We start from the raw sequence: 11,816 nt of genomic DNA, 5'->3' as shown, positions 1-11,816 counted from the left end.
CACGCCCGCAGACCGCCGACGCCGCACCCGGGCGGCGGCGAGCGCGTACGGTTGAAGCACGTCCACCTTGTTCGTTCCGAGAGGGAGTCCATGTCCGAAGTCGTCGTCACCGCTGTGTTCCGGCCCGTGGAGGGCAAGCGCGAGGAGCTGATCGCCGCGCTTCGCGCGGCCATCCCCGCGGTGCACGACGAGGCGGGGTGCATGCTGTACGCGATCCACGACGCCGAGGACGGCACGATCACGATGCTCGAGAAGTGGGCGACCGTCGAAGACCTCGACGCGCACGGCGCCGGCGCGCCGGTCACGCGCCTGAACGAGCTCATCGACGGGCTGATCTCGGAGCCGGTGCTCGTCACGTGCATGACCGCGCTGCCCGCCGGGACCGCCGAGCAGGGACTCCTCTGACTCCTCGCCCACGGCGAGGCCACCGTCGGCGCAAGCCCGGGCGAGGCCTCAGCAGGTGCGCTTAGGATCGGCGCATGTCCGAGCGCGTACACAAGATCACCTCGATGGGGGCGGAGACGCCCCGCGAGCCCGGCAGCCCCGGCGCGGCCGGTAGCCCCGGCGACCCCGCGGCTCCGCCCTCGGCCGAGGGTCGGGCCCACGGGTTCGAACGGGGCATCGACCTCGCGCTCGCCATCCAGCGCCCCATCGTGCTCGCGCACCTGCGGGGCATCCGTCGTCGCGCACCCGAGGCGACGCCCGAGCGCCTCGTACGCATCCTCGAGCAGCGCTACCTCGCGGCTGTCACGACGGGCGGCGCCGCCGTCGGCGCGACCGCCGTCATCCCGGGCATCGGCACGGGCGTGACGCTGGCGCTGTCCGGCGTGGAGACCGCCGGGTTCCTCGAGGCCACCGCACTGTTCGCCCAGTCGGTCGCCGAGGTGCACGGCATCCCGGTCGAGAACCCCGAGCGGGCGCGGGCGCTGGTCATGACGCTCATGCTCGGCAAGGAGGGGAGCGACCTCGTGCGCCAGTTCGCCGCGCAGGCCGGCGGCACGGGCATCGCCCGCAACGTCTACTGGGGCGAGCTCATCACGAACACGCTGCCGAAGGCCGTCATGGGCACCGTCGTCGACCGGCTGCGGCACGTGTTCATCAAGCAGTTCGCGGTCCGCGGCGGCGTGGGCTGGCTCGGCAAGGCGCTGCCGTTCGGCGTCGGCGCCGCCATCGGCGGCATCGGGAACCACGTCATCGGCCGGCGCGTGCTCACGCAGTCCCGGCTCGCGTTCGGGCAGGCGCCGGCGGTGGTGCCCGCCGAGCTCGAGCCACGCGGCGACGAGACCGCGCTGCAGTCGGTCGGCCGCGGAGCGGCCCGCGCGGGCGCCGCCATCGGCGGTCTCGCGAAGGCCTCGGCGCGAGGCATCCGTCAGGTCGGCGAGGCGACCGGCCGCGCCGCACGTGGCGCGCGCGGCGCGCTCTCCCGACGGTCCGACCCAGCCGAGCCCGAGGCCGCCGACGACCCGGCGCCCACACCGGGGCACGCACACGAGACCCCGCACGTCACGGACGCGCCGCCCGAGCGCTGACGCTCGGTCCCGCGAGGCGAGTTCCCAGCCCCATCGAACGGTCGCAGATGGTGGGTTGCGGCGCGCGACACCCGCCAGCCGCGCCCGTTCGACTCAGGCGACTCGCGACTGGCGACACCGGCGGCGAGATCCGTCGCGAGCAGAGCCGCGGCTACGCGGTCGCCTCGAGGTCGTCGTCGATGCTGTCGGCGCGCTCGTCGTGCTCGTCGACCTCGCCGTCGCCCGCGTGCAGCGCCGCGAAGCGCTCCCACTCGGCGAACAGGTGGTCGACCGCGGCATGGAAGCGACGGGTCGTCGCGCCGGGCGTCATGTCGCCGAAGTAGCGTTCGACCCAGTACCCGAGCCGCGCGAGCGCGGCCTCGTCGTGGGCGACCTCGTCGACCCGCGCGAGCATCGTCTCGCCCGGGCCCGCCTCGAGCCATTCGCACGCACCAAGGTACCCGCCCGTGTCGAGCTCGGCCCCGGGGTTCACCGGCCGTGTGATCAGCAGCGGCTTGCCCGCGGCGAGGCGGTCGTAGACCATCGCCGACACGTCGACCACGGCGACGTCGGCGGCCGCGAGCTGCCAGCCGAGCTCGGCGCCCTCGTCGACCACATGCTGGGCGCCCGGATCCTCGAGGTTGGCCTCGTGGATCGCCTGCTTGATCTCGCGATTCGCGGCGTCGTACGCGTGGTCGATCACCCCGGAGCGCGGATGCGGCCGGTAGATCACACGGTGGCGTCCGCTCGCGAGCAGCGCGCGCACGAGGTGCACGCCGTGCGACGCGATCGATCCGTACGCGGCCGCCGCACGGTCGCCCTCCCAGGTCGGCGCGTACAGCACCACCTCGCGATGGTCGGGCGTGTACGGCAGCACGCCCGAGTAGTGGTCGGCCTGCGGGCGCCCGATCGGGATGGCCCGCTTGTCGAGGTCGTAGTCCCACAGCACCTTCGACAGCCGCGCACGGGCCGCGTCGCCCGCGATCAGGGCATAGTCGTACGCCTTGAACTGGTTCGTGGTCATGTACATCTTGTCGGACTCGCCGTGGTTGATGAACACGTGCCAGCGCCGCCCGTAGCGCATCATCTGGAAGTTCTTCGCGTTCTGGTTCACGTAGAAGATCACGTGCAGGTCCTGCTCGTGGATCACCTGTTCGAGCTCGGCGACCCGGCGCACGTACGCGACCGGGATCGGCGACTCCTCGAGCAGCGCGAGCGCCGCGCCCGACGCGCGGCTCAGGATGACCACCGGATGCGTCTTCGAGAGCTCGGCGAGCGGCGCGTACCACTGGCGCAGCTGGTACAGGTTGACCTTGCCGTCGGCGAAGTACACGCCGATCTTGTACCGGTGCGGCTCGAGCGGCGGCCCGGCCGCGAGCCTCGCAGCGAGCGTACGCTGCGCCCGGCGCGACGCCAGAACGCTCCTCACGAGCTTGATCGTGCGCCCCGCGTCAGTCCTGAATCCCACTGAACAAGGGTAGCGATCCCTGCCGGGTGGCCGGCACGGCTCAGACGAGCGGTGGACGCCCGGCCCGGGTCATCCGCCACACCGTGCGCCAACGCATCGCGCGCCGCCCGCCCGGCTGCTCGCGCCACCCGGCCCGCCAGCCGCCGAACCAGGCGCGCAGCGCCGCCGGGCGTCGCGCCCAGCGCAACACCTGGATCGCGGTCCACGTGCCGACGTAGACGGGCACGAGCGGCGCAGGCAGGTTGCGCTTCGCGAGCCACACGCGGTTGCGCGCGTTCAGACGGTAGTACTCGGCGTGCCGGGCCGGGTCGATGACCGGATGCCCCGCCTCGAGGTCACCCGCATACCAGGCGCGATGCCCGGTGTCCCAGACCCGCCAGGCGAGCTCGATGCCCTCGTGCGCGTAGAAGTACGGGTCGCCCCAGCCGCCGGCCGCGTCGAACACCGCCCGCGGCATGAGCACGGCGCCCTCCCAGCACGAGAACACGTTCCCCGACTGTGCGGGATCGCCCTTGCGAATCCGCGGGAGCCACCGGCGCGGCGCCGTGAGCCCGGTGGGATCGACCACCCTGGGCTGGATGAGGCCGAGATCGGGGTGGTCGGCGAGCATGCGGCAGCCGCGCGCGAGGAAATCGTCGTGCGGGAGGAACGCGTCGTCGTCGAGGAAGAACAGCACGTCTCCCGCGACGTGCGGCACGCCGCGATTCCGGCCCGCGGGGATGCCGAGGTTCTCGGGCAGGTGCACGGTCCGGGCCGCGGCCGGCAGTGCGCCGGAGGCCGGATCCCAGCCGTTGCCGACGACGACCACGTCGGTCACGACGTCGCGCTGCGCGAGCACGCTCGCGAGCCCGCGGGCGAGGTCGTCCGACCGGCGACCCTGGGTGAGGACCACGACGCCGACGCGCGGCAGCGCGCCGGTCGCCGCGACGGCAGGTCGGGCGGATGCCTCGTCAGGACCGGACACGACGGCTCGCCATGATCGCGACGAAGTGCCCGACGACCGCGAGCAGGGCGAGCGGCAGCAGGGCGGCGACCACGACCCGGTCGACGAGTGGCTGCCCGGCCACGAGGCCCACGAGCGCCGCGGCGAACGCGATGAGCGTGAGCTCGACCGAGTGGTAGAGCCGGTGGAACGGCAGGAACTTCGCGGCGCGGCGGAGCTTCGCCACGAGGCCGCCGCGGGGCGCGGTCTCGCCGTGCGTGTCGGCGAGCTTCGCGAGCCCGGCGTTCGCGCGCGCGACGTGCACCATGTCGTTGAGCGCCTTGTTCAGCACGATCACGAGCGCGAGCAGGGCGCCGACGGTCGTCCAGAGGAAGTCGGCGGGGAACTCGAGCGGATAGGCGGCGGCCCGGATGCCGAGCGCGATCGGGATCAGCGCCTCGGTCGTGTAGTGCCCGACCTTGTCGAGGAACACGCCAGCCGGCGACGAGGTCTTCCGCCAGCGTGCGACCTCGCCGTCGCAGCAGTCGATCAGCATCTGCAGCTGACCGAGCACGACCGCGAGCAGCGCGCCCCAGACGCCCGGGATGAGCAGCGCGGCCGCGGTCGACCAGCCGACGAGGATCATGAGCCCGGTCACGCCGTTGGCCGAGATCCGGGTGTGCAGCAGCAGCCACGTGAGGTAGGGCGACAGCCGCCGGAGGTACAGCGAGGCGGTCCAGTGCTCGGCGTTGCGCCGCAGGCGCACCTCGGGCGGTTGCGTCACGGCCTTGAGCTCGGCGATGCTCGTGGGTCGTGCGTAGCCGGCTGAGCTCATCCCCTCACCTTCCCGTGTGTCGCGCGATGTTCTTCGCGAGCGACAGGTATCCGAGCACGAACCCGGACCCCCATGCGATGTGGATGCACGGCAGCACCACGAGGAACCGGCTCGCCGTCGCGACACCCGATCCGCGAGCGTATCGGACCGTCGCGGCGATGACGAACACGGCGTAGACCGCGGGGATCGTGAACCCGAGCAGCAGCCACGGCGCCTGGCCGAGCGCGGCCTGCACGAGACCAGCGATGCCGGCCAGCAGGCCGAGCCCGACGCCGACGACCATCGCGGGCGGGACGAAGTACCGGAGCCCGTTCGCGGCGGGGAACCGGCGGGCGAGCTCGCCGCGCCAGAGGCCCGTCGAGAACATCTGCCGGGCCAGCCTGCCCACGCTCGAGCGGGGGCGGTACGTCACCGAGAGCTCAGGCGTGAACCACACAGTGCCGCCGTGCTCGCGCAGGCGACGGTTGAGCTCCCAGTCCTGCCCGCGCTTGACGTCCTCGTCGAAGAGGCCGACGCGGTGCAGCGCGTCGGCACGGAACACGCCCAGGTAGACGGTCTCGGCCGGGCCCTCGGGTCCGCCGATGTGCAGTTTCGTGCCGCCCAGGCCGACCTTCGTGCCGTAGGCGAACGCGACCGCCCGCTCGAACGGCGTCTCCCCGTGCGCCGCCATGATGCCGCCGACGTTGTCGGCGCCCGTGCGTTCGAGCGTCGCGACCGCGATGCGCGTGTACCGGGGCGGGAGCATCGAGTGCGAGTCGACGCGGACGATCACCGGGTACCGGGCCGCGCGGATGCCGAGGTTGAGGCCGGCGGGCGTCGAGCCGACCTCGTTGTCGAGCACGCGCACGCGGTCGTCGCGCGCCGCGAGGTCGGCGACGAGCTCGGCCGTGCCGTCGATCGACGGGCCGAGTGCGATGAGCACCTCGACGGGGCCGTCGTACTGCTGCTCGAGGATCGACTCCACGGCGGCACGCACGTGCGAGACGTCGTTCAGCACCGGCATGACGTAGGAGACGCCGGTGCGCGGCGACGGCGTCACCTCCGGTGGCTCTTGGCGCAACGTACCCCACTCCCGCTCAGTCGATCGAGCCTAGCAGCGCCGGGGGTCCGGGCCGGGCCGGGCCGCGGCCCTGCACGACGCGGATGCCGCGAGGGGCCGGCGCCGTGTCGGCGCCGGCCCCTCGCGGGTGACTGACTCAGCAGCTCGGCTCAGCCCTCGAACGTGCCGAGGGTCACGTCGACCGTGTTCGTCTCGCCGTTGCGGAGGTACGTGACCTGCGCCTGCGAGCCGCCGGCCTGCGCACGCACCTGCGCCGTGAGATCGGTCTGGTTGGTGATCTGCACGCCGTTGAACTCGGTGACGACGTCACCGGCCTGCAGGCCGGCCGCCGCCGCCGCGCCGCCCTGGGTCAGCTCGGTGATCAGGGCGCCGACGTTCGTGGCGTCAGCCTGGGCCTGCGCGCTCGTCACCGTGGCGCCGAGCAGCCCGTGGCTGGCCGAACCGTCTTCGATCAGCTCGTTGGCGACCCGTTGCGCGAGGTTGGCCGGGACGGCGAAGCCGACGCCGATGTTGCCGGCCTGACCCGACGTGCCGCCCGCCGAGAGGATCGCGACGTTCACGCCGATGATCCGGCCCTCGGAGTCGACGAGCGCGCCGCCCGAGTTGCCGGGGTTGATCGCCGCGTCGGTCTGGATCACCGGGATCGAGATGGTGCCGGCCGACTGCGTCTGCTGACCGCCCTCCTGGCCCGGGATGTCGAAGTTCCAGAAGTCGAAGGGCTGCTGGCTCTCGCCGTCGCGGCTGTCTTCGGGGCTCTCGGGCACCGCCGAGGACTTCACGTCGATGCTGCGGTTCAGCGCGCTCACGATGCCGTTCGTCACCGTGCCGGCGAGGCCGAGCGGGGCGCCGATCGCGATCGCGACGTCACCGACGTTGAGCTCGTCGGAGTCGGCGAACTCGAGCGCCTGCAGGCCGGAGGCGTCGTGCAGCTTGATCACCGCGAGGTCGGACATCGGGTCGGTGCCGACGAGGTCGGCCGTGTAGAGCCGGCCGTCGCTGGCCTTCACCTGGATCGTGGGCTCCCCCGTCGTCCCGTCGAGCGTGACGACGTGGGTGTTGGTGAGCACGTAGCCGTCCTCGGAGATGATGATGCCCGAACCCGTGCCCGAGCCCTGCCCGCCCGCGACCGAGATGGTCACGACCGACGGGCTGGCCTTGGCGGCGACGGCCGTGATCTCGTTCACGGAGTCGGTGTCGTTGACCACGATGTTCTGCGTACCCGTGGCCGAGGACTCGACGGTGTTCGCCGGCCGATCCCCGTTGACGAGCGCCGTGATGCCGGCGCCCGAGGCGCCGCCCACGAGTGCGGCCGCGACGATCGCCGCGGCGATGCCGAGACCGACCCGTCGCTGCTTCGGCTGCCCCTCAGGCGTCGACTGCGCGGAGCCGCCGGGCGTACCGGGGCCACCCGGGCCGCCGAACGCCGGCGGCACCGTGCCGTGCCCGCCCGGGAGCGGCTGCGTCGGCTGGGTCTGCGCGTGGTGCTGCGACGGCGCATGCTGGGCCTGGCCCTGCTGCGACGGCGCGTGCTGGCCGTGCTGGGCCTGCGCGTGCTGGGTCTGACCGGGGTGCGCGGTGTGACCAGCGGCCTGGTGTCCGCCCGGCTGCGCCGGCTGGCCGGCGTACGGCCCCGGCTGCTGCGCCTGGTGCGGAGCCGGCGCGGCCGGCTGGTGGCTGTACTGGGGCGCGTGGTACGGCTGCGGCGTCTGGCCCGGCGAGTACACCGTGCCAGTCGGCGCTGCGGGCTGCGGCGCCGATGCGGCGGCCGGAGGAACCGGGGCGGTCGGAGCCGTCTGCGCGGCCGGAGTCGGCTGCGCGGCCGGAGTCGGCTGCGCGGCCGGAGCCGTCTGCGCGGCCGGCGCGGCCGGAGTGGGCTGGGCGGGCGACGGGGTGGATGCGGGAGCGGGGCTCGCCGTCTCAGCCGCGGCGGCGGCCTCGTGCGCGCCCTCTGCCGGCTGACGAGGCTCCGTGGGCTCCCCCTGGGCCGGGCCGTGCTGGTGATCGGTCATGTCTGCTCCTTTCAAGCGATCTCCACTGTCACCCCGCACCCTGTGCGGCGGATCGGCGAAGTCTATGAACTCGCTATCGCTTCACCTGGAGTCATCCGGATGCCGCGACCAGCGTAGCCACCCGAACCTGGCATACGGTGTGAGCGTGACCGTTCTCCCCAGCCCCTTGCTCCCCTGGCAGCGCACCGCAGCGGGCGCCGGCCTGCTCGCAGCCGACGGCACCGTGCGGCCCACGATCTTCGCCGAGATGAGCGCGCTTGCGCTCGAGACCGGCGCGATCAACCTCGGGCAGGGATTCCCCGACGAGGACGGGCCGGCCGAGGTGCTCGACGCCGCGCGCGAGGCGATCGCGGCCGGGCTCAACCAGTACCCGCCGGGCCCGGGCCTTCCGGTCCTGCGCGAGGCGATCGCGCGCCACCAGCGCAGGTGGTACGGCCTCGAGCCGGATGCCTCGACCGAGGTGCTCGTGACCGCCGGTGCGACCGAGGCGCTGGCCGCATCGATCCTCGCGTTCGTCGAGCCGGGCGACGAGGTCGTCGCGTTCGAACCCGCCTACGACGCCTACTCGGCGCTGGTGGCGCGCGCAGGAGGCGTGTTCCGGACCGTGCCGCTGCGCTGGTCGACCGACGGAACGCGACCCGACTGGCGCCCCGACCCCGGCGAGCTCCGCGCCGCGGTCACCGACCGGACCCGGCTCATCCTCGTGAACTCGCCGCACAACCCGACCGGCGCCGTGCTCGAGCGCGAGGTGCTCGAGCTCGTCGTGGAGCTCGCCGAACGTCACGACGCGCTGATCGTGACCGACGAGGTGTACGAGCACCTCGTGTTCGACGGGCGGCATGTGCCCGTCGCGACGCTGCCCCGCGCCTGGGGACGCACCCTGTCGATCTCGTCGGGCGGCAAGACGTTCAACACGACGGGGTGGAAGATCGGCTGGGTCACCGGCCCTGCCCCGCTCGTCACCGCGGTGCTCGCGGTGAAGCAGTATCTGACCTTCGTCAACGGCGGGCCCTTCCAGCCGGCGATCGCCGCGGGGCTCGATCTGCCGGACGCGTACTTCTCGGGCGCGGCCGACGCCCTCCGCGCGAAGCGCGATCTGCTCGCCTCCGGGCTCACCGCGGCCGGGTTCGAGGTCTATCTGCCGGCGGCGGGGTACTTCATCGTCGCCGACGCGACCCCGGTCGGCTGGGACGACGCCGAGGCGCTGTGCCGTCGTCTGCCCGAGCTCGCTGGCGTGGTCGGCGTGCCCGTGTCGGCGTTCGTGCCGGCTGAGCATCGCGGCGACGTCGCCGGCCTCGTCCGGTTCGCGTTCTGCAAGCGGCGAGATATCCTCGAAGAGGCATCCGCCCGGCTGGCGCGCCTCGGCGCGGCGTGACGCGACTCAGCGCTCGGTGACCGTGAAGCGGCGCAGCGCGAGCGCCGGGTTGACCCGGCGCACCGCGGCGATCCGCTCGCTCGAGAGCCAGGCGAGCGCGACATCGGTCGCCTCGCCGATCGTCGCGAGCTCGACGCCCATCGGATCGACCACCATGCTGTTGCCCGCGCCGACCGGCGGGGCGTGGTCGGCCGCGACCAGGTAGATCGTGTTCTCGAGCGCCCGTGCGGTCGTGAGCGTGCGCCAGTGCGCCTCCTTGAGCGGCCCGCGCACCCATTCGGCCGGCATGCAGACGACGTCGGCGCCCGCATCGACGAGCCGGCGGGTGACCTCGGGGAACCGGGCGTCGTAGCACGTCTGCAGGCCGAACGTCAGGTCGCCGATCGCGAACACCTCGGGGTCGGCGATCTCGCCCGCGGCGATCCACTCCGACTCGCGCGCACCGAACGCGTCGTACAGGTGCAGCTTCGAGTACCGCGCGACGACGCCTGCGCCCGGCGCCACGGCCACGACCGTGTTGCGCACCCGGCGCTCGCCCGGCACACGCTCGATGAGCCCGGCGACGAGATGCACGCCGAGCCGGTCGGCGAGCTCGCCGAGCGCGGCCGTGAACGGCCCGCCCTGCACGTCCTCGGCCTCGTCGAGCCAGGACGCGCCGAGCTCGGGCGTGAAATAGCTCGAGTACTCGGGGAAGACCACGAGGCGCGCGCCGCGCCTCGCCGCGATCGTCGCGAGCCGCTCGATCTCGTCGCGGTTCGCGGCGCGGTCGTCGGTCGGGGCGAACTGGGCGACGGCGACGGCGATCGCCTCGGACTCGGTCGGCATGCGGCCAGTGTACGGTGCGCCCCGAGCGGCGCGGCGATGCGCTGCGACGTGCGGATGCCCCGCGTCGGGGCCCGCTCGTCGGCTCAGCGCCTCGGCAGGACCGTGAGCACGCGTTCGATGTGATCGCGGAACTCGTCCATGTAGCTGCGCAGGAACGCCTCGGTGCTCTCGTCGTGCACGGCCCCGTCGTCGGCGAAGACCTCGGGCGAGAACCGGATGTACGCCTCCGGCGCCGTCATCTGGCGGGCGTTGCAGAAGCTCAGCACGGCGCGCAGGCTCTGCTGCGCGAGGGCCGTGCCGATCTGGCCCGCCGACGCGCCGATCACCGCGGCCGGAATGTGGTCGAACGAGTTCTGTCCCCACGGGCGCGACGCCCAGTCGATCGCGTTCTTGAGCGCACCCGGGATCGACCGGTTGTACTCGGGCGTGACGAAGAGCACCGCGTCCGCGCGCGAGATCGCCTCCTTCAGCGAGTGCGCCGTCGGAGGGTAATCGGCGTCGTAGTCGGGACTGTAAAGCGGCAGGTCGCCGATCGCGATCTCACTGAACTCGAGGTCGTCCGGCGCCAGCCTGACGAGCGCACGCGACAGCACGCGATTGATCGACGTGGACGAGAGGCTGCCGACGAAATACCCGACGCGGTAGGTGCTCATACCGGCAGACTCGCTCGGGCTGCCGTCTACCGCCAGAGGGTTGCGCTCGGGCGATTCTCGGTGGTGCGGCTCGGCTCGGCATTGTGTCATCCGGCGGGGCGTTCGGATAGCCCCCTGCGCGAGGCATCCGGTCTCACGTTGACTGGCCCGACCTCGCCGCCGTCACGACCAGCCGGCCGACCCGAGACGACGCGACGGGGGGAAGGGAACACGCGATGTTCTTCCACCGGCAGGAGTTGCAGCATGCGGCCAAGCCCGAGAAGCCGGACGCGGTCTACGCGCGTAAGCTGCAGGAGGTGCTCGGTGGCCAGTACGGCGAGATCACCGTCGCGCTCCAATACCAGTTCCAGGCCTGGAACATGCACATCCCCGGCAAGTACCGGGACCTCGTCTTCGGCATCGGCGCCGAGGAGATGGGTCACGTCGAGATGCTCGCGATCATGATCGCGCAACTGCTCGAGAAGGCCCCGCTCGGCATCACGAAGGAGGCCGTTCAAGACGACCCGACCGTCGCCGCGATCGTCGGCGGCAACGATGTGCAGCACGCGATCGTCGCCGGCGCGGGCGCCCGCCCGGTCGACAGCAACGGCAACCCGTGGTCGGGGGCCTACATCACCGCGAGCGGCAACCTGCTCGCGGACTTCACCGCGAACGCGAACGCGGAGATGCAGGGCCGTGTGCAGGTCGCACGGCTCTATCACATGACGGACGACCACGGCATCCGCGACCTGCTCGCCTTCCTGCTCGCGCGCGACACGATGCACCAGAACCAGTGGATCCGCGCGGCGGCCGAGCTGCGTGAGGAGGGCGCCGAGGACCTGCCCGTGCCGAGCAACTTCCCGCTCGCGAAGGAGGATCGGGAGGTCGCCTACCAGTACCTGAACTTCAGCGACGGTCCGGATGCCTCGAAGGGAAGCTGGGCGAGCGGACCGTCGCCCGACGGCAAGGGCGAGTTCACGTATCACGACGGGCCCACGACGACGGCGCCGATGCCACCGGTCACGCATCCGGACTCGCGGCTCTACGGCACGACGGACCTGCCGAACGTCGTCGAGAAGGCCGCGGGCAGCATGCAGGACAAGCTGCACACCGAGTGAGTCGACCGTTCCCCGGGGGGCGACGGTCAGCTGCCTTCGCTCCCCCGCCGGCCTAGGTCAACCC

At 72.6% G+C, this 11,816-nt stretch carries 11 protein-coding genes; 4 read left to right on the top strand and 7 right to left on the bottom strand.

Features of this window, described 5'->3' with window-relative positions:
- The first annotated feature begins 90 nt into the window (after window positions 1-90).
- Together RH864_RS03935 and RH864_RS03930 are read left to right on the top strand one after the other, a co-directional pair.
- A complete protein-coding gene (locus RH864_RS03935; protein ID WP_310516209.1) occupies window positions 91-405 on the top strand; it encodes a putative quinol monooxygenase in 315 nt (104 codons plus the stop codon).
- Window positions 406-479: 74 nt separating this feature from the next.
- Window positions 480-1,529, top strand: a complete 1,050-nt coding sequence (locus RH864_RS03930; protein ID WP_310516208.1) for a hypothetical protein — start codon at window positions 480-482, stop codon at window positions 1,527-1,529.
- A 151-nt stretch (window positions 1,530-1,680) separates the two neighbouring features.
- Here RH864_RS03930 and RH864_RS03925 read toward each other — a convergent pair whose 3' ends face one another.
- The 5 genes from RH864_RS03925 to RH864_RS03905 form a co-directional block, all read right to left on the bottom strand.
- Entirely contained in the window at window positions 1,681-2,976 is a 1,296-nt protein-coding gene (locus tag RH864_RS03925) for a hypothetical protein (RefSeq protein WP_310516207.1), read from the bottom strand.
- Between the two features lie 40 nt (window positions 2,977-3,016).
- On the bottom strand, window positions 3,017-3,940 hold the full coding sequence (locus RH864_RS03920; protein WP_310516206.1) for a glycosyltransferase family 2 protein: 924 nt from the start codon (window positions 3,938-3,940) through the stop codon (window positions 3,017-3,019).
- Window positions 3,927-4,733, bottom strand: coding sequence for a CDP-alcohol phosphatidyltransferase family protein (locus tag RH864_RS03915; RefSeq protein ID WP_310516205.1), 807 nt, complete (start codon window positions 4,731-4,733; stop codon window positions 3,927-3,929). The genes RH864_RS03920 and RH864_RS03915 overlap by 14 nt, the downstream gene beginning before the upstream one ends.
- 4 nt (window positions 4,734-4,737) lie before the next feature.
- Entirely contained in the window at window positions 4,738-5,736 is a 999-nt protein-coding gene (locus RH864_RS03910; RefSeq protein WP_310516391.1) for a glycosyltransferase family 2 protein, read from the bottom strand.
- 206 nt (window positions 5,737-5,942) lie between these two features.
- Window positions 5,943-7,802: a trypsin-like peptidase domain-containing protein gene (locus tag RH864_RS03905; protein WP_310516204.1), complete on the bottom strand. Its 1,860-nt coding sequence runs from the start codon at window positions 7,800-7,802 to the stop codon at window positions 5,943-5,945.
- 145 nt (window positions 7,803-7,947) lie between these two features.
- Here RH864_RS03905 and RH864_RS03900 point away from each other — a divergent pair, with 145 nt between their 5' ends.
- On the top strand, window positions 7,948-9,177 hold the full coding sequence (locus RH864_RS03900; protein ID WP_310516203.1) for an aminotransferase class I/II-fold pyridoxal phosphate-dependent enzyme: 1,230 nt from the start codon (window positions 7,948-7,950) through the stop codon (window positions 9,175-9,177).
- Window positions 9,178-9,183: 6 nt separating this feature from the next.
- On the opposite strand, the gene RH864_RS03895 is transcribed toward RH864_RS03900, so the two are convergent.
- Together RH864_RS03895 and RH864_RS03890 are read right to left on the bottom strand one after the other, a co-directional pair.
- Window positions 9,184-10,002, bottom strand: coding sequence for a carbon-nitrogen hydrolase family protein (locus RH864_RS03895; protein WP_310516202.1), 819 nt, complete (start codon window positions 10,000-10,002; stop codon window positions 9,184-9,186).
- An 83-nt stretch (window positions 10,003-10,085) separates the two neighbouring features.
- Entirely contained in the window at window positions 10,086-10,655 is a 570-nt protein-coding gene (locus tag RH864_RS03890; protein ID WP_310516201.1) for an NADPH-dependent FMN reductase, read from the bottom strand.
- A 215-nt stretch (window positions 10,656-10,870) separates the two neighbouring features.
- Here RH864_RS03890 and RH864_RS03885 point away from each other — a divergent pair, with 215 nt between their 5' ends.
- The gene (locus RH864_RS03885; RefSeq protein WP_310516200.1) at window positions 10,871-11,752 is read left to right on the top strand and encodes a manganese catalase family protein; all 882 of its coding nucleotides are present in this window, start codon (window positions 10,871-10,873) and stop codon (window positions 11,750-11,752) included.
- Window positions 11,753-11,816: the final 64 nt, after the last annotated feature.

The sequence above is a fragment of the Agromyces aerolatus genome (assembly GCF_031432255.1).
Taxonomy (GTDB): domain Bacteria; phylum Actinomycetota; class Actinomycetes; order Actinomycetales; family Microbacteriaceae; genus Agromyces.
Note: the sequence above shows the minus strand (reverse complement) of the source record. Positions and strands in the feature narration are given on the sequence as shown.